Origin of the sequence: Enterobacter sp. Bisph1 (assembly GCF_000814905.1) — a bacterium.
Lineage (GTDB): Bacteria > Pseudomonadota > Gammaproteobacteria > Enterobacterales > Enterobacteriaceae > Kosakonia.
The window spans coordinates 32,386-50,655 of the sequence record NZ_JXAG01000030.1 but is presented as its reverse complement, the minus strand read 5'-3'; the positions used below and the strand labels follow the sequence as shown (position 1 = coordinate 50,655).

Genomic DNA, 18,270 nt, shown 5'->3' with positions numbered 1-18,270 from the left:
CACTCCTTAATTTTGCAATACCGAGGAGACCAGCAGTTGGGTGTAGGGATGATGCGGATCGTCGAGAACGCGATCCGTTAACCCACTTTCCACCACCTGACCCTGTTTCATCACCAGCAGACGGTTCGCCAGCAGCCGTGCGACGCCTAAATCATGGGTCACCATTACCACCGCGAGGTTCATCTCCACCACCAGGCCGCGCAGCAGGTCAAGCAGGCGCGCCTGCACCGATACATCCAGCCCGCCGGTGGGTTCATCCATAAACACCAGCTTCGGGCGAGTCACCAGGTTGCGGGCAATTTGCAGCCGCTGCTGCATGCCGCCGGAAAAGGTGGTCGGTAAGTCATCAATGCGCGACGGCGGGATCTCAACGTCTTCAAGCCACTGCGCTGCGCTGGCGCGAATCGCGCCATAATGTCTGGATCCCGTTGCCATCAGGCGCTCGCCGATATTGCCCCCGGCGGAAACCTGGCGGCGCAGACCGTCAAGCGGGTGCTGATGCACCACGCCCCATTCGGTGCGCAACAAGCGCCGACGCCCGGCTTCGCTCATGGCGTAGAGATCGCGCTGTTGATAAGTAATGGTGCCGTGCTGTGGCGCAAGGCGCGCCGAAATGGCGTTTAACAAGGTGGTTTTGCCGGAGCCGGATTCGCCGACAATCCCCAGCACTTCACCTGGCCATAAATCGAAAGAAACATTCTCAAAACCTTTGCCGGGTGCATACAGATGGCAGAGGTTTTTCACCGAAAGCAGCGGTTGGGTCATTTGCGTAAGGCCTCGCTCTGTTGGCGGCAGTAATCGGTGTCGGAGCAGACAAACATGCGCGCGCCGCTATCATCCAGTACCACTTCATCAAGGTAGCTATGGGTGGAGCCGCAAATGGCGCACGGGCGATCCCACTTCTGCGGCGCAAAGGGGTAATCCTCAAAATCGAGGCTGACCACGCGCGTCCACGGTGGCACCGCATAAATGCGCTTTTCTCGTCCGGCACCAAACAGTTGCAGAGCCGGCATCATGTTCATTTTCGGGTTATCAAAGGCCGGAATCGGCGAGGGATCCATCACATAGCGTTCATTGACTTTTACCGGCCACGCATAGCGGGTGGTGAAGTTGCCAAAGCGGGCAATATCTTCATACAGCTTTACCTGCATCACGCCGTACTCTTCCAGCGCGTGCATGGTGCGCGTTTCGGTTTCGCGCGGTTCGATAAAGCGCAGCGGTTCCGGGATCGGCACCTGGTAAATGAGGATCTGATCTTCTGTGAGCGGCGTTTCGGGAATACGGTGGCGGGTCTGAATCAGCGTCGCGTCAGCGGTGCGTTCGGTGGTTTTCACGCCGGTAACGCGGGTAAAAAACTGACGGATCGAAACGGCATTGGTGGTGTCATCGGCCCCCTGATCGATCACTTTCAGCACGTCATCTTCACCGATCACGCTGGCGGTGAGCTGAATTCCGCCGGTGCCCCAGCCGTAGGGCATTGGCATTTCGCGCCCGCCAAACGGCACCTGATAACCGGGGATAGCCACCGCTTTCAGCAGCGCCCGGCGGATCATGCGTTTGGTCTGTTCATCAAGGAAGGCAAAGTTATAACCGCTCAGAGAGTTAGTCACGGGTGTGCTCCTGTTGCAACTGTCGCAGCAGATCCAGTTCGGCCTGGAAATCAACGTAGTGCGGGAGTTTCAGGTGTGAGACAAAACCCGCCGCTTCAACGTTATCCGCGTGCGCCAGCACAAACTCTTCATCCTGCGCCGGGCTTTTAATCGCTTCACCGTAATCTGCGGCCTGCAAAGCTCTGTCCATCAGCGCCATCGCCATGGCTTTGCGTTCGCCCATACCGAACACCAGCCCATAGCCGCGGGTAAAATGCGGCATTTCGTTGGTGGGTGCGACGAAACCATTCACCATTTCGCATTCGGTCATCAACAATTCGCCGATGTTCACCGCAAAACCCAGCTCTTCCGGCACAATTTCTACGTCGATATAACCGCTGCGGATCTCCCCAGCGAAGGGGTGATTGCGACCATAACCGCGCTGCGTCGAGTAGGCCAGCGCCAGTAGATAACCTTCATCACCGCGCGCCAGCTGTTGCAGGCGTGAAGCACGTGAGCAGGGATAGACCGGCGGCTGACGGGTAATATCATCGGGGGTCGCGCCGCTATCCTGTTCCGCTTTTGCCAGCCCTTCGTTAACCAGCAGGCTAAAGACATGGGGTGCGGCGTCCTGCTGTCCATCGCGGGTCGTTAGCGCGGGCGTTTCGCCTTCTGCCAGCAGGGCAAAGTCCAGCAGACGGTGGGTGTAATCGTATGTCGGGCCAAGCAGCTGGCCGCCGGGAATATCTTTGTACACCGCGGAGATGCGGCGTTCTAAACGCATTTTTGCGCTGTCGATGGGTTCACTCACCGCCAGACGCGGTAACGTCGTGCGGTAAGCGCGCAGCAGAAAGATGGCTTCGACGTTATCGCCGCTCGCCTGTTTTAACGCCAGCGCCGCCAGTTCACGGTCGGCAATGCCGCCTTCGGTCATTACCCGATCGACGGCCAGATTCAGCTGGTTGGCAACCTGCGCCACGCTCAGCTCCGCCAGCGTCTGGTCGCCGCGACGTTTATGTTCCTGCAGCGCATGGGCAGCGGTAATCGCCTTTTCACCCCCCTTGACAGCAACGTACATCAGTACACCTCCACCAGCGTGGTTCTGGGTATCGCCAGCGCCCGTTCGCCGCAGGTCAGGATCACGTCGATACCTGTCGGGAACGAATGCGGACGGTCGGTAAACTCATCGGTAATACATTCCGGCAGCTGCGGGGCGATCATCCGTTCTTCCTGAATACCCGGTCCCGTCAGGCGCAGCATGCGCCCGCCGCTCAGGGCCGGGAGCTGTAAAATCAGCGTGGCGCTGCTTTCCGGGCTGATATCGCTGCCGTTCGGCAACACCTTCAGCTGCTCGGCGCTGAGGGTGTGATCGGCGACGGCGAACAGCGACTGCTGCGGCATCTCCACCAGCGGCGCGCCGGTGTGAAAGCGCAGGTTTTGACGCACCATATCGTTATCGACGGCGTTGGAGAGCCAAATTGGTGTGTCGTTATCCACCAGCGTCAGCAAAATAGCGGTGGTGGCCGGATTGAGCGGCGGCCAGCCATGTTTTAATTGCGGCAGCGAGACAATCACCCCGGGCTCGCTCATGGCTTTTAACAGACGGCGAAAACAGTGTTGAGCATCGTGAACCGCCGAAGCGAAAGCGGGTTGTAAAGTCATGCGTTATCTCCGCGTACCAGAGTAAAAAAGTCGACCCGGCTGGCGTTGACTTCGGCCTGACGCGCGTTATTTCGCGCGGCGCGGTCCGCTTCCAGCGGGGTTATAAGCGTTTCCATTAACGTGCGAAAACAGGCGGGATCCTGCAAAAGGGCGTCACACACGGCGCAGCGCTCGGCATGGCCTTTATCACGCCCGAGTACCCAACTGAAACCGAGGGTGCCGCAGGGCAGACGAACTGCCGCCCGCGTTACGGTGGCGTCGCCGGGAAAGAAGCGATCGCCCGTTGCGCCCATGCGCGCCTGGATCTGCACCAGGCCCGTTTGCGTGGCGCGTACCTGTTCATATTCCGGCGTCAGTCCGAGGGTACGCATGCGTCCACGCAGCATCTCCGGCGTGGCATGGGCAAGGACGGCCATCCAGCGCTGTCGGGTTGGCGTATCAAAATGCATTCAGTGCTCCATGGTGAATTCAATCATGTCGGCGCGGGTCAGGCTGACGGAGTATTCCGTTGCGTTAACCTCGCCGTCACGGTGGTTGAGGGTACGAACACAGAGCAGCGGTGCCATGTTGGGGATCTCCAGCCAGCGGCTCTCTTTCGCCTGCGCGCGGCGGGCGCTGATGCGCGTTTGGGTTCGTTTCAGGCTGATAGCGGCCCGGTCACGTAAAAAGTCATGCAGCGAACCGCTATTAAACTCTTGCAGCAGCGGCCATAAATGCAGGTCGGCAAAGTAGTGATCGATAACGCACAGCGCCACGCCATTGACGCGGCGGCGCGTGCGCAGGTGGATAACGTTATCGCCTTCCTGAATGCCTAACGCATCGGCGACCTGGCCGGATGCAGGACGCAGTACCGCCAGCAATCGTTCGCTAGTGGGATGGCTGCCCTGATCGAGCAGGTTCTGGCTAAAGCGCGCCTGGGCGTTAAGGGGGTAATCAAAGGGGCGCGTTAGCACCATGACGCCAACGCCCTGACGACGTTGTACCCAACCTTTTTCCACCAGTTGGTCGATAGCGCGGCGCAGAGTGTGACGGTTAACCTCAAAGCGCGCGGCCAGTTGCTGTTCAGCGGGCAGCCAGTCGCCGCAGCGGTAGTTGTTGCGCAACTCCTGCTCCAGCCGGGCGGCGATTTCCTGATAGCGGGTGGGATAACTGGTCGGATGTCTGGACAAGTGCATGGTTTCGAAGCTCCGCGAGCCAGATGAAAAGTGCCCCTATCGTGAAGCGCGAATGTTGCATTTCGGTTATGGGATGATTGCGCGCGGATGAATCTTCGCCCTCAGGCAGGGCGGTAAAAAAACAAAGGAGCCAAAGGCTCCTTACAGAGAGAGGAAGGGAATTATGCAGCCGGGGAGGCTTTAACGACGTTGACCATCCAGGGAATGCCGAATTTATCCGTCACCATACCAAAGCCATGCGCCCAGAAGGTTTCCTGCCATGCCATCGTTACGCGTCCCTCAGCGGCCAGGGCGTCGAACCAGATTTTACCTTGCGCCACATCCTCGGTGGTGAGGCTTAAGGTAAAGCCGCTATAGTCCGCCTGGTTTTGCCGGCCATCGCTCATCATGATTTCACTGCCAGCGATGCGTAAAGCAGCATGGGCGATATCGTTATCGGCAAAAGCCTGACCGGCGGCGCAGCCTTCATCGGCACTGCTTTCTTGCTCAGACTTCGGCATTTCGCCAAAGGTGATTTTGTAGGTGAGTTCCGCCTTCAGCGCCTGCTGATAAAAGGCGATGGCCTGTTCACACTGGCCGGAAAAGGAGATGTAGGGAGTGAGTGGCATAATCATTACCTCGGGTAACGAAATCTGCCAGTGAGTATAGTTGCAGCGGATAAAAATTAACCAGGCGGGAAGCCAGCGCTTCCCGCCTAAGCATTAGTTCTTTTTAACAAATTCGGATTTAAGTTTCATAGGTCCGAAACCGTCGATTTTACAATCAATATTATGATCGCCTTCTACCAGACGAATATTTTTAACTTTGGTGCCGATCTTCAGCATTGAAGAACTGCCTTTTACTTTCAAGTCTTTAATTACGGTGACGCTGTCGCCGTCGGCTAAAAGATTGCCGTTGGCATCTTTAACAATTAATTCATCTGCGTCCAGGGCAGGCTGTGCATCGTTCCACTCGTGTGCGCATTCCGGGCAAATGAACATGCCATTATCTTCATAAGTGTATTCGGAATGACATTGTGGGCAGTGGGGGAGTTGCATAGGGCGTTCCTCAAAAGTACATACAGAGCGGGGTAAGCCGCATAACAGGCTTAGCGCCAGAAAGGGCGGGATTATACAGCAAAACCGTACAATTGCCGTTGTTATTACTTTTTTCACAAAAACCATAAAAATCTGATTACAGTGACATAACCTGTCATTGGCTTAAGCGATGCTTATCTCAGAAACAGGTGATGAAAATGTTTAGCCCGGATATATAGATTATTTTCGGGATGAAATTGCCAGCATTTACTAATTCAGCTAATGTGGCATAAAGCATCCGGTGTTATTCGAAACCAACCTGTCATGCCTGCTACGCTGCCAGCAATGGCGGTAATTACCTCTCAAATTGGGTGGGTAAAAAAACGATGATATATCCTGGCTGTTACTGAAAATGCGCTACGCTGAACTTTCTGGTTTTTATGACCGGAGTCGCGTTGCTGTCATTTTTTGATAAAAAAAATATATATTTTCCTGATAACCATCAGGCATTTATCTTTTCGAAGATATTTTCCACACGTAATTATAAAAGCCGACACTTTACGCATAAAACTTTGCGGCTAAATAAAAGTAACAAAATTTGCGTTAAGGAAAAACTTTTGACATGCACACTCAAACAATTTTTGAATTAAGCCAGGAAGCAGAGAGGTTGTTACAACTCTCTATGCAAAACCTCCAGGCTTTAAAAAAAATGCCGACGGCGACGTTTGATGAGTCGACCATTAACGGCACGGCGCAAAACGTCAATGTTTTGCCGTTGCATTTCAGCGCTCGCGGCGTTGAAGCACAGCAGGCGACGCTGCATAACGAATTACGGAAAATTACCCGGCTGGAAATGGTGCTGGCGATTGTCGGTACCATGAAGGCAGGCAAATCAACTACCATCAACGCAATTGTCGGCACGGAAGTGCTGCCAAACCGCAACCGGCCAATGACGGCCCTGCCGACTCTTATTCGCCATACGCCGGGGCAAAAAGAGCCGGTACTGCACTTTTCCCATGTCGGTCCTATCGATGCCCTTGCTCAGCAGTTGCAGACGCGGCTGTTTAAATACGATCGCGACAAGCTGGCGCAAAAAATTGAGATCGATAAAGACATGGCCACCTTGCTGGAGCGTATTGCCCAGGGTGATGCTTTTGATAAGCATTACCTGGGCGCGCAGCCCATCTTTCACTGCCTGAAAAGCCTCAACGATCTGGTGCGTCTGTCGAAAGCGCTGGATGTCGATTTCCCTTTTTCTGCGTATGCGGCGATTGAGCACATCCCGGTTATTGAGGTGGAGTTTGTGCATCTGGCGGGGCTGGAAAATCATCTCGGCCAACTGACGCTGCTGGATACGCCGGGGCCGAATGAAGCCGGGCAACCGCATCTGCAAAAAATGCTCAGCGAACAGCTGGCGCGTGCGTCGGCGGTGCTGGCGGTGATGGACTATACACAGCTTAAATCCATCTCCGATGAAGAAGTGCGCCGCGCGATCTCGTCCGTTGGCCGCACGGTGCCGCTTTATGCGCTGGTGAATAAATTCGACCAAAAAGACAGAAATAGCGACGATGAGGATCAGGTCAAGGCGCTGATTTCTGGCACCTTAATGAAGGGGAATATTAACCCGGCGCAGATCTTCCCGGTCTCTTCGATGTGGGGTTATCTGGCGAACCGCGCCCGCCATGAGCTGCAGCATCGTGGGCGTTTACCGGATCCGCAAGAGCAGCGTTGGGTACAGGATTTCGCCGAAGCCGCCCTTGGTCGCCGCTGGCGTAGCGCCGATCTCGACGATATTGAGCATATCCGTCATGCAGCCGATCTGCTGTGGGAAGATTCGCTGTTTGAAAAACCGATTCGTACCCTGCTGCACGCCGCGCACGCCAATGCTTCTCTCTACGCGCTGCGCTCGGCGTCGCATAAACTACTCAACTACGCGCAAAGCGCCAGTGAATACCTCGATTTTCGCTATCAGGGGCTAACCGTTGCCTACGAAAAACTGGAGCACAATATTACCCGGCTGGAAGAGGATATGTCGCTGCTGCGCAGCTGCCAGGAAGGGGTGAGCGACGAAATCGAACATGAAGTGGAAGAGGCGCTGGCGGCGGCAGATATCTATATCCACGGGCAACAATTTGAAATTGTCGAAGCGATTGATGCCTTATTCCACGATGGTCAATTGATGGCGACGGTGACGGAAAGCCAGGGCGATTTACGTTTCGATGATAGCCCCGGTCCGGGCGTACTGGTGCTGGAAAATGAGGGGCAGGCGCAAATTGCCCTCAGCAAAATCCGCTCGACGTGTGAAACTATTTTGCTGGCGGCGCAGGAGCGCATTAGCCGCGAGCTGGCGCTGCGTTTTGACGAACTGGAAAACATCCTGGCGCGTTCGTTGAACGATGCCATGCGCCCGATAGAGACGCGTATTAAAGAGGAACTGACCCACGCCGGTTTCCGCGCCCGCATCAGTTTCCCCGCTTTCCAGCCGAGCGTGCTTAACTTCAACGCCCGTTCGTTGTTCACCAACGTCATCGCAACGCAGGATACCCCGGCAGGCCAGGTTTCACGCGCTGGCAGCGTACGGGAAACAGTCTCGCGCTGGTTGAATAATCCCGCCTGGGGCTGGGATGATTATGTGGCTACCCGCACCCGTTATGTTATCGATCTGGCGGCGCTTAATAACAAGCTTGTCGACCATGTCGCGCTTTTTTGTGAACAAATTCGTAAAGCTTTACATGCGCAAGTCGATGTTTCTGTTAGGGCGGGGATGGCGACATTTTTCGCCGAATTCTCGTTAAGTCTGGCGGGGCTGCAGGAAAGTTTGCGCGACAGCCTGGCTATCCGCCAGCAAAACGAATCGTCAGTGCAGGCGTTGCGCCAGCAGTTGCAGCACAGCATTAGCACCGCCCGCTGGATTCAGGAGGACGCGCGTCTGTTACGTGATGATATTCAAACTCTCTTCGCGGCAGATCAACCATGAAAAATCTCTTACTGGATGGCCCCGGACGCGTACTTGAATGTATTCATCCGAAGTTTATCGTTGATCTGGTGCAGGGCGTCGACGCACTGCGCCAGACGTCGATTGCGCCTCAGCAGCAGCTCTTTCGTGAACGGCTCACGCAGGAGGTGATCGCACAAACTCAGCTGCGCCCGTGGGCAATGTCCGGCGTGTTAAATGAACATGATGCGCTGCGTCTTGGGCTGGCGGAAAAACTCGCCAGCATGCTCGATCCGGGCTATCTCGCCTTAACCCGCATTACCGAGAAACTGACGGCGATGCAACAAGCCCAGCGCCGTCCGGCCAATGCGGCACTCGGTGCAGGGCAGCAGTATGACGAGCTGGTTGCCCATTTCAGCCAGCGCGCAGCTGCGAAAGAGAAAGCGCTGACCCAGCGCGGCCTGACGGTGCAGGCAGGGAACCACAGTGAGCAGGTTTTTACCCACTGGCGAGCCGGCAGCTACAATGGGTGGTCGATGGCCGGACGCTGCTATATCGCGCTGGAAGAGTTGCGCTGGGGAGCGTTTGGCGATGCCTGTCGTCTGGCGAATGCCGATGTGGCGAAACTGCTGAAAGATAATCTGCGTGCCATGGCCGCAGATTTTCTCGCGCAGGGTATTAATGCCGCACCGGCGACGCGCCATTTCTATCATCAATGGCTGGCGACGCCGTCAACGCCGGGGCTGATGGACTATAAAGATTTACTCGGCTGGCTTGGCGACTGGTGCGATGCTGACCGTCACCCCATCTGCTGGTCTGTTACCCAGAGCTGGCAGACGGTGGCGTTGGGTATGCCGCGTCTGTGTTCGGCAACGCGTATTGCAACGGCGATGGTCGATGAAATTTTTGGCGAATAAGCCGTACCCGCAAAACAAAAAAAGCCCCGTCCGGGGCTTTTTTGTCGGTCAGTATTAGTGACCTGTCGTTTCAACGGTTTGCTCAGCATCATGTGCCGTACGCGGTACATTGCCGAAGCGTTTGGCATACAGTGCGGTGATAATCGGCACCAGAATCGCCGTGACAATCACGCTCGCGGCGACCAGCGCGGTGGCTGATGCGGCGACGGGTTCGAAGGCCGGGTTGATCTGCGCGATAATTACCGGGTTTGCCACCGCAGCGCCTGCCGCAGAAGAGGCGGCAACACCGGCGGTACCGTTACCACCGCCAATCACGCGGTCGGCAATAATCAGCGGAATACCGGTAATCACAATCACCGCAACGCCGAGGAAAATACCCAGCAGGCCGGTTTGCATAATCACGCTCAGGTTGATGGTGTTACCCAGCGCGAAGCCGAAGAACGGGATCAGTACCGGCGTAGCCTTGCTGAAGAAGGTGCGGAAATCGTGATCGAGGTTGCCCAGCGCAAAGCCAATCAGGAACGGCAGGACAGCACCGACAAAGTGGTGCGGTTCAAAGGATGCCAGACCGGCGGAACCGAGAATAACCATGGTCATCAGCGGGCCAGATTCCAGCGACATTAAGACAAACGCGCCGGACTCTTCTTTACTGCCATACTGATTCATCAGGCTGGCATACAGACCACCGTTGGTCATATCCATGGCGGATACCAGCGCCAGTACTGACAGCCCGGCGAAGAACCCGGTTTGGATCCCGGTATCTGGAATAAACGATGCGGCAATCATCGCCACCACCCAGGCCACGGCGATTTTGGTGAGCACCAGCGTGCCGGATTTACGCAAAACCGTGCCGGTGGCGCGTAAATCAATGGATGCGCCGATACAGAAAAACCATACCGCGAGGATCGGTACCGTACCGGTAATCATCCCTTTCGTGAATGACCCAAAATAAGCACCGGTGTCGGGAGCGAGGGTATTCAAAATGGCACCTAACAACAGCGGAACCAGCATCATCCCGCCGGGGATGCGTTCTATCGTGGCCTTAATTTTCATAATAAATCCTCAATGCTCGTTATCATCATTAACGAGGAAAGCTATTAATTTAAAATTTAACAATTTCAGTTAATTAAACAATTTCTTACTCAGAACATTCGTTTTCGAATGCCGCTGTACTGCTTAGAAAAGCGCGCTCAATAGCGCCTGCTATGATGTTATGGCGCTATCATCCAATCTTTAGAACAGCTATTCAATAAGAATGAAACAGTGTTTTGGTTATCTCGATCACATATTTCACGTAAAATTATTCCGATATTTTTTTTGCTTGTTTTTGCTGTGAAGAAGTTGTGAAGAAATTTAGTGAGGAGTGGTAAGGAAGGGAAATCATCCACAACAGACGTGCTATTTTTCCTGTCGTCAGTTAACGGGTGTCAAATTTTTTTCCAAAAGCAATGGGGTAAAAAGCGGAATTGATTGTCGCAGAGTAAAACTATGTGAATTTGATCACATTTTTAAACCCTGCTAGGGTAAACGGGTCATTTACACGCCTGTCAGGCGTCAGCAGGTTCGGTTGTACAGGCTTTGAACAGCTCGTATAAGTAAACCTGCTACGCTTGAAATAAGGCTGAAAAGCCGTTTAAAACGTCCGGCAGGGAGCGCGTGCCGGACGCTTCAGGGCGAGAGTCTAAAGAGGACTAGATGCATGTTAAAAAGGAAAAAAATGAAACCTATCACCTTGCGTGATGTGACCATTATCGATGATGGCAAGTTGCGTAAAGCAATTACCGCCGCATCATTAGGTAATGCCATGGAATGGTTTGATTTCGGCGTTTACGGCTTTGTCGCCTACGCCCTTGGTAAGGTGTTCTTCCCAGATGCAAACCCCAGCGTGCAGATGATCGCCGCGCTGGGGACCTTCTCCGTACCTTTCTTAATTCGCCCGTTAGGCGGCCTGTTCTTCGGCATGCTGGGCGATAAATATGGCCGCCAAAAGATACTGGCGATAACCATTGTCATTATGTCCGTCAGCACCTTCTGTATCGGGCTGATTCCTTCGTATGCTTCGATTGGTATCTGGGCGCCGATTCTACTGCTGCTGTGTAAAATGGCGCAGGGCTTCTCCGTCGGCGGCGAATATACTGGCGCGTCTATTTTTGTCGCCGAGTACTCCCCGGACCGAAAACGCGGCTTTATGGGCAGCTGGCTGGACTTTGGCTCGATTGCGGGTTTTGTGCTTGGCGCAGGCGTGGTGGTATTGCTGTCGACCGTTGTCGGTGAGGATAACTTCCTTGACTGGGGCTGGCGTATTCCGTTCTTCCTGGCGCTGCCGTTGGGGCTGATTGGTCTTTATCTGCGCCACGCGCTGGAAGAGACGCCTGCGTTCCAGCAGCATGTGGATAAGCTTGAGCAGGGCGATCGTGAAGGCCTACAGGACGGGCCGAAAGTCTCGTTTAAAGAGATTGCCACCAAACACTGGCGCAGCTTGTTGACCTGTATTGGTCTGGTGATTTCCACCAACGTGACCTATTACATGCTGCTGACCTACATGCCAAGCTATCTGTCGCATAATCTGCACTACTCTGAAGACCACGGGGTGCTGATTATCATCGCGATTATGATTGGTATGTTGTTTGTGCAACCGGTTATGGGGCTGTTAAGCGACCGCTTTGGCCGCCGTCCGTTTGTCATTCTCGGCAGCGTGGCGCTGTTTGCGCTGGCTATTCCGGCCTTTATTATGATCAACAGCAACGTGATTGGCCTGATCTTCGCCGGTCTGTTGATGCTGGCGGTGGTGCTGAACTGCTTTACCGGGGTGATGGCATCAACCTTGCCTGCGATGTTTCCGACGCACCTGCGCTACAGCGCGCTGGCCAGCGCCTTTAACATCTCTATCCTGGTTGCGGGACTGACGCCGACGCTGACGGCCTGGTTGGTTGAAAGCTCCGCCAATCTGTTTATGCCTGCTTATTATCTGATGGTGGTGGCGGTGGTAGGGCTGATTACCGGTCTGACCATGAAAGAGACGGCGAATCTACCGCTGAAAGGCGCGGCACCAGCGGCATCGGATCTGCAGGAGGCACGAGAAATCCTGCAGGAGCATCACGATAATATCGAGCAGAAAATCGAAGATCTTGATGCGGAAATCGCCGAGCTGCAGGATAAACGTACGCGTTTAGTCCAGCAGCATCCGAAGATTAACGAGTAAGCTTCACGCCCGGATGGCGCCGCTATCCGGGCTTTTCCTAGCATCCTGCCGCAATATAATCCCCGTTTGCGCTCACCGGAATCACCGTTAAAAACAGCACCACCGCGAATAAGATCAGCGCCACACCGCCGGCAATCTTTAGCACCGTAACCCACCCACCCGGTGAGCTGGTCTCACCGCCAAACCATGCTGCCGTGCTGTTACGCGCATAGCGTACCGCCAGCGATAGCCCGAAGATCGACAACGCCGTCCCCAGCGCCATGGTCATCACCGCGGCAACTCCCCAACTCACGATGCCAAGAGCATTGGCGAAGAGCAGAATCATAATCGCTCCGCTACAGGGGCGTGCGCCGACGGCCAGGATCACGCCGAGCCGTGTTTTCCAGTCGCCCTGGGTGCTAATGCCAACGCCATGATGGCCGCAGCCGCAATGGGCGTCATGCTGATGAGGAGGGGAAAGAGAGCGGTGGGTGAACTTGCTCACTTTCAGCGTTTTCAGGGCGCTAAAGATGATATATGCACCGAAGCTGCCAATCATCATGGCGCTTAGTTTCTCGACATACCAGCGGCTTTCGCTGAGATCCCCTGCGGCGAGGTTAAATCCGATCGCCAGAATATAGACAAACAGAATGGCGCTCACGCCCTGCATCAAGCTACCCAGCACCGGGATAACGCGCGCGGCGGTCTGGCTTTCGTGATTGGTGCTAAGCCAGGTGGTAACAATAAATTTTCCATGTCCGGGCCCAATGGCGTGCAGCACGCCATAAAAGAAAGCGCCAATCAGCAGCCATACGCCACCGCTGTACTGGTGGTTATTCAACTGTAATAAGTACATTACCAGGTAGCGATGCAGGGTAATTTGCGTTGCCAGGCACCATTGTAAAAAGTCCGTCCAGTGCGCATGCAAAGTGAAAGCAGCCATCATCAATGCCGCCAGCAGAACAGCAGCGGCGGGCAAGCGCCAGTCACGAGTGATACGTTGGGTGGTCATAGGCTTATGGGCAACGGGGATATATCCCCGCAGTATAGGCGGCGAACAGGTATGGCTCCACTTTTCACCGCCTTTTGTCTTATACGTTGAGTTGGCGTTTATGCCAGCGTCCCAGCAGCAGTACGCTAGTTAATGCGCCGAGCAGGGCACAGAACATATCCGATTGTGTATCCCACGGATCGCCCTGCGTGCCGAGAAAATCATCCGCGCCCTGGCCCATCCCCAGCGCTGCCCACCACTCAATAAGCTCGTAGGTGGCGCTGATTGCCAGCGCAATACAGCAGACAATAAAATCGAGCATCTTCCCGCCGCGCACGTATTGTCCGCGCAGAAGTATTTCCCGCGCTGCGAGCGCCGGTACCAAACCCTGGAAAAAGTGACCGAGTTTGTCGTAAGGGTTACGGCTCAGTCCGAGCAGGTGCTGAACATCAAAGCCGATGGGGACTTTAGCGTAGGTGTACATTCCGCCAACCATCAGAATAATGGCGTGGAAAAAGATAAGCACATACAGCAGTGCGGTCAGCGGGTAACGACGCCAGGTGACCAATAGCAACGGCACAACAACCATCACCGGCACTACTTCCATCAGCCAGGTTACGCGGTCTTTAGTAAAGAGCCCGGTATAAAGCAGAATTATTAACAGCAGCAGCGCCCCGGTAAACAGCGAGGCACGATTAACGCTCTTGATCATAGGATATCCATTTCAGCAAAAAGAACACTATCGTCGCGATCGCGTGAGAAAACAATCGCATTGTGTTCTTTTATAACCCCCTACTTATATTGCCTGTGTCCTCACAATTTAGAACGATATGGGATATATCTGGTGTCTCTAAAAATTACGCGGGCTGTCAGGGCGTGAAAGTGTAAGTGCCAGATTTTTTATCTTAAAAACAGCTGGTAGATATTTAAATTTGCGTTATGAGGATGATTGCTGAAATAAATAGTGATATATAAGCAGCAAAATTCAGTTGCTAACCTTAATTACATCGTTAAAAAAACATGTCTATATTATTGAACAAGAGATATTAATTCTACATCATCTGTATGAAATATGAGGTTTTATTCGAATGGCGGGAATAAGCGTTTTGTCTTTAGGACGGATTGCTTTATAACTTCTGGTAATTGTTCGGTAAAAACGCCTGATACCCCTCTCTTCGGTTAGCAAATTAATGTATCGTTACGCTGTTAAGCTCAATGGTTACCTGTGTCTGAAAGTACGCCGTTATTAATGTGTATTAAGATAAATAAGCAGAGTGAGTAGACTGTTCTTTTGCTTCTTTACTGACAGTGAAATTGCTTTGATTGCATCGCTAAAGCGCGCGTCTTACGGGGCTTGAACACGTTTACCTTTAGCGTTTTTTATAACCATTCCGCTATTAATTCGGGTTCCAGTAGATCCAAACTGCAGAAGTTATCTCGACCGATAAAATTATCTATTAAAACCGGAGAGTAGTATGCCCAGACATTTATTTAGCTGTCTCAGTAATACCTTTTCCTTTTTTTCAGATACAAGAGAGGATATGTTAAGAGTTAATAAAGTATTTGGTTCCCATACCAGTATTAGTCCAAAGGTCCGCAATTATTTTGCCGCTCCCTACGTGATGGAAGCGGGAGGGCGATTATTGAGTGACGACGAGAAAAGGAAGCTTGACCGTCTTAAGGTCCGACAGGGCATGAGCTTTTTAGACGAAGCGGAAACACAAATGGAACGTCTCTATTTAATGCTCAATATTTTCGAACCGGAAGATCGTCATTCGCCAGGGCCCGGTGCCCATCAGGACTCAACGCTGCTGATGAACTACCTGAAATTGAGCGGTCGAAAATTCACCGTAGACTTAGGCAAAACGGTGGCCAAAAAAGCCTGTTCATTTGCCGGTGGCCTGGCAGGAGCCGCAGTTAGCCCGGCGGGTGCCATTGTCGGCGGGTTCACCGGGGGAGCGGTAGGTGGCATGGCGGGGAAAAGGCTATGTAAAAACATTGAGCTCTCGTTATCTGAAAAACGTTATATTGATGCACGCCTGAAAAGACTTTATGTATCAACCCGGGAAATCGATCTGGCGTTATCTAAAGCCTATACATTAGGCTACTTAAATAATATTAAAGCGCTAAAGCTAGCTACAGTCGCAAAAGACACGCGGCTTGTGGGTTGCTATTTGAAGTATCTGGATATTTATTCTGGTGGCTGGCTTGATATGTCGCTGTTAGCCAACCAGGCAGATATTATATATCAGGCGTATAAAGTCAAACATGGCTACAACAGCTCTAAATTGGCAAAGATATGTTGGCTGATGGAAGAATTAACTTTATGCCTGGTGTTTGAAGTGAGGAGTATTAAACAGTCGTATTTACGACTCTATCCGAATGGTATGTGTGATGATCCGGGTATTCGGCTTGGGAAAATGAACGAATTTGATGAGATTTTATATTATGGCTTTCCCAAATACAAAACGCCGGATCAACGCGCGCTCAAGTATGTTGATATAGATAAAATTTATACTAACACCATGAAATTCATCAAGAAAAACCATGAGCTAATCAATAGAATACGTTCAATCGCCTACGAGATTGAGCAATAGGTACAGGCAATTTGTCTCAGCCCTTGGATTGAAAGCCAGGATTAATTACACCGGTACCGCGAAGCGGCCACGGTTAATTTTATCTGGGGTTTAACACTGCCGCTGTGGCAAAGAAAGCCCGCCAATAAGGCTGGAATCCAGAGGGCAAATAGCGCCTCGCACCGACCTGCTTTACGGGTGATTATCCCCTTGTCACCAGGACATCACCCGTAACGATGCAGGGTATTTTGGGCTGTCAGCTGCCCTTGCATTAGTTTCTTCCGCCAAGTATGCAGAGTCAGAAAGCGATACAGCATCCCCCATTTACCTACAATTGCGGCACAACAAGCATGACGGCACCGTTTCAATCAGCCAGATGAGCTGCTTTTGCGCAGCACTCTATTATATCCGAATCATTAAAGCCCCTTCACCACGCTAAACCGCTGCGCACGATGGACGCTCTTAACCTTGCCTCGGCCCGGTTCGGTAAAAATCGTGCTGCGTTTTCTGTAGCCATATTTTTACCGGACAGTCGCTTTATATCAGGTAAAGGGAGGAAATAGTTCTCTTATGTCTGAAATGCAAGAGAGATCTCATTATATAAACCACTATCAGTGAATAAGCGTTTTTTACGATAAAAAATCGGATTAATTATAGATATCAGGCTTTGAGAATTATTGTAGATAAAAAATTTTATATTAAGGCATGAAAAATACGCCACTTACCTTAATTTTATCGTTGAGATAAAGGCGATAAGCTCTTCTTGAAATGCATAAAGCATAAATTACTGATATTTATATGCTAATGCAGTGATTGTTAATGTTTAAGTACATTCATAGCTAAGAAATGAAATTTTAATAATACGCATGCGCAATTATTTCATATGATGAAGTACTATCTGCTGTAAAAACGCGTGATACCACAGCGGCATATCTTAAACCAGGAGAGTATTATGCCAAGGCATTTATTTAGCTGTCTCAGTGCGACCTTTTCTGTTTTTTCTGATAAAAGAGAGGATATGTTAGGGATTAATAAAGTCTTTGGTTCTCATACCAGTATTAGTCCAAAAATGAGGAATTATTTTGTTGCTCCTTATGTCAAGGACACGGGGGATGCGGTGTTGAACGATGAAGAAAAAGGCAAGCTCGATCGTCTCAAAGTTCGACAGGGCATGAGTTTTTTGGCTGAGGCTGAAAAACAGATGGAACGCCTCTTTTTAATGCTGAGCATTATTGAGCCTGAGGAGAATCATTTTCCTGCATCTGGAACAGATGATGATTCCACACTGCTGGCTAATTACCTCAAACTCAGCGGGCGCAAGTTAACCACTGATATCGCCAAAACCCTTTCAAAAAAAGCCTTTTCATTAGCGGGTGGTTTAGCGGGAAGCGCATTAAGCCCCGCAGGGGGCTATGTCGGTGGGTTTGCCGGGGGAACGATAGGCGGCATGGCGGGAAAACGGCTATGCAAAAATATAGAGTTATCCTTGTCCGAAAAACGCTATATTGATGCCCGTCTTAAAAGACTCTATATATCAACGCAAGAAATCGATCTCGCATTGTCAAAAGCGTATACGCTCGGGTATTTAAATAATATTAAAGAGCTGAAATCAGGCTCAGTAATGAAAGATATTAAGCTAGCGCGCTGTTACTTAAAATATCTCGATGTCTACTCCTGTGGATGGTTAGACTTATCAGTGGTAGCGAACCAGGTCGATATTATCTATCAGGCTTACAAGGTAAAATATGGCTATACTGCGGCTAAATTGGCCAAGATTTGTTGGCTGATGCAAGAATTATCAGCGTGCCTGAAAGTTGAGCGAGACAGCGTTCAACAGGCGTATCGACGATTATATCCACACTGTTTTTGTGAAGACCCGGGCATCTCGCTGGGGAAAATGAACGAACTGGATGAATTTTTATATTATGGTTTCCCAAAATATAAAACGGCCGATGAACGTTCTCTCAAGTATGTCGATATAGACAGAACCTATACCAAAACGCTACGGCTTATTGAAAAAAATCGTCAGGTAATCCAGAGAATGCGGTCCATAGCTTACGAGATGGATGGCGCTACGAATCCTGATTCCGTACATCTTGATGTAATGCCTTAAAGTCTGAACAGGGTTGAAAGAGCGACGCCGTAAGGCGTTGAACAGCGCGCCTGTCGCACTGGCCCCGAAGGGGTGAGCCGCTGGCGGCGAATAATCGAACCAAGGACACGGGGAT

General features: G+C 52.0%; 16 protein-coding genes. 5 read left to right on the top strand and 11 right to left on the bottom strand.

Annotated features, from left to right (window positions below; translation table 11 throughout):
* Positions 1-6 precede the first annotated feature (6 nt).
* From phnK to RW65_RS05520, 8 genes are all read right to left on the bottom strand, one after another.
* Positions 7-765, bottom strand: coding sequence for a phosphonate C-P lyase system protein PhnK (gene phnK / locus RW65_RS05555; RefSeq protein ID WP_039055686.1), 759 nt, complete (start codon positions 763-765; stop codon positions 7-9).
* On the bottom strand, positions 762-1,610 hold the full coding sequence (locus RW65_RS05550; protein ID WP_039055685.1) for an alpha-D-ribose 1-methylphosphonate 5-phosphate C-P-lyase PhnJ: 849 nt from the start codon (positions 1,608-1,610) through the stop codon (positions 762-764). The genes phnK and RW65_RS05550 overlap by 4 nt, the downstream gene beginning before the upstream one ends.
* Positions 1,603-2,667: a carbon-phosphorus lyase complex subunit gene (locus RW65_RS05545; RefSeq protein WP_039055684.1), complete on the bottom strand. Its 1,065-nt coding sequence runs from the start codon at positions 2,665-2,667 to the stop codon at positions 1,603-1,605. The genes RW65_RS05550 and RW65_RS05545 overlap by 8 nt, the downstream gene beginning before the upstream one ends.
* Positions 2,667-3,251 (bottom strand): phosphonate C-P lyase system protein PhnH, encoded by a 585-nt coding sequence (gene phnH / locus RW65_RS05540; protein ID WP_039055682.1) that lies wholly within the window; start codon positions 3,249-3,251, stop codon positions 2,667-2,669. The genes RW65_RS05545 and phnH overlap by 1 nt, the downstream gene beginning before the upstream one ends.
* Positions 3,248-3,700: a phosphonate C-P lyase system protein PhnG gene (phnG, locus tag RW65_RS05535; RefSeq protein ID WP_039055681.1), complete on the bottom strand. Its 453-nt coding sequence runs from the start codon at positions 3,698-3,700 to the stop codon at positions 3,248-3,250. Before phnG ends, phnH begins: the two co-directional genes overlap by 4 nt.
* Positions 3,701-4,426, bottom strand: a complete 726-nt coding sequence (gene phnF, locus RW65_RS05530) for a phosphonate metabolism transcriptional regulator PhnF (protein ID WP_039055679.1) — start codon at positions 4,424-4,426, stop codon at positions 3,701-3,703. It abuts the gene before it with no gap.
* 161 nt (positions 4,427-4,587) lie between these two features.
* Positions 4,588-5,034: a VOC family metalloprotein YjdN gene (gene yjdN, locus RW65_RS05525; protein WP_039055678.1), complete on the bottom strand. Its 447-nt coding sequence runs from the start codon at positions 5,032-5,034 to the stop codon at positions 4,588-4,590.
* 93 nt (positions 5,035-5,127) lie between these two features.
* A complete protein-coding gene (locus RW65_RS05520; protein WP_039055677.1) occupies positions 5,128-5,463 on the bottom strand; it encodes a zinc ribbon domain-containing protein YjdM in 336 nt (111 codons plus the stop codon).
* Between the two features lie 601 nt (positions 5,464-6,064).
* Between RW65_RS05520 and crfC the strand changes: the two genes are divergently transcribed.
* Positions 6,065-8,419 (top strand): clamp-binding protein CrfC, encoded by a 2,355-nt coding sequence (gene crfC / locus RW65_RS05515; protein WP_039055676.1) that lies wholly within the window; start codon positions 6,065-6,067, stop codon positions 8,417-8,419.
* The gene (locus RW65_RS05510; protein ID WP_039055675.1) at positions 8,416-9,294 is read left to right on the top strand and encodes a diguanylate cyclase regulator RdcB family protein; all 879 of its coding nucleotides are present in this window, start codon (positions 8,416-8,418) and stop codon (positions 9,292-9,294) included. The genes crfC and RW65_RS05510 overlap by 4 nt, the downstream gene beginning before the upstream one ends.
* Positions 9,295-9,348: 54 nt before the next feature.
* Here the strand turns inward: RW65_RS05510 and kdgT are convergent, their stop codons facing one another.
* Positions 9,349-10,347 carry a 2-keto-3-deoxygluconate transporter gene (gene kdgT / locus RW65_RS05505; protein WP_039055674.1) on the bottom strand — a complete coding sequence of 333 codons (999 nt, stop codon included), beginning with the start codon at positions 10,345-10,347 and terminating at the stop codon, positions 9,349-9,351.
* A gap of 646 nt (positions 10,348-10,993) precedes the next feature.
* Here kdgT and proP point away from each other — a divergent pair.
* On the top strand, positions 10,994-12,496 hold the full coding sequence (gene proP, locus RW65_RS05500) for a glycine betaine/L-proline transporter ProP (protein WP_039055673.1): 1,503 nt from the start codon (positions 10,994-10,996) through the stop codon (positions 12,494-12,496).
* Positions 12,497-12,533: 37 nt separating this feature from the next.
* Here proP and RW65_RS05495 read toward each other — a convergent pair whose 3' ends face one another.
* Positions 12,534-13,487, bottom strand: a complete 954-nt coding sequence (locus tag RW65_RS05495) for a nickel/cobalt transporter (protein WP_039055672.1) — start codon at positions 13,485-13,487, stop codon at positions 12,534-12,536.
* Positions 13,488-13,566: 79 nt separating this feature from the next.
* Complete coding sequence (locus RW65_RS05490) at positions 13,567-14,178, bottom strand: DUF2238 domain-containing protein (RefSeq protein ID WP_039055671.1); 612 nt, start codon at positions 14,176-14,178, stop codon at positions 13,567-13,569.
* Positions 14,179-14,941: 763 nt separating this feature from the next.
* Here RW65_RS05490 and RW65_RS05485 point away from each other — a divergent pair.
* Both RW65_RS05485 and RW65_RS05480 read left to right on the top strand, forming a co-directional pair.
* Positions 14,942-16,063, top strand: coding sequence for a hypothetical protein (locus RW65_RS05485; protein WP_156123973.1), 1,122 nt, complete (start codon positions 14,942-14,944; stop codon positions 16,061-16,063).
* A 931-nt stretch (positions 16,064-16,994) separates the two neighbouring features.
* The gene (locus tag RW65_RS05480) at positions 16,995-18,155 is read left to right on the top strand and encodes a hypothetical protein (RefSeq protein WP_039055669.1); all 1,161 of its coding nucleotides are present in this window, start codon (positions 16,995-16,997) and stop codon (positions 18,153-18,155) included.
* Positions 18,156-18,270 lie beyond the last annotated feature (115 nt).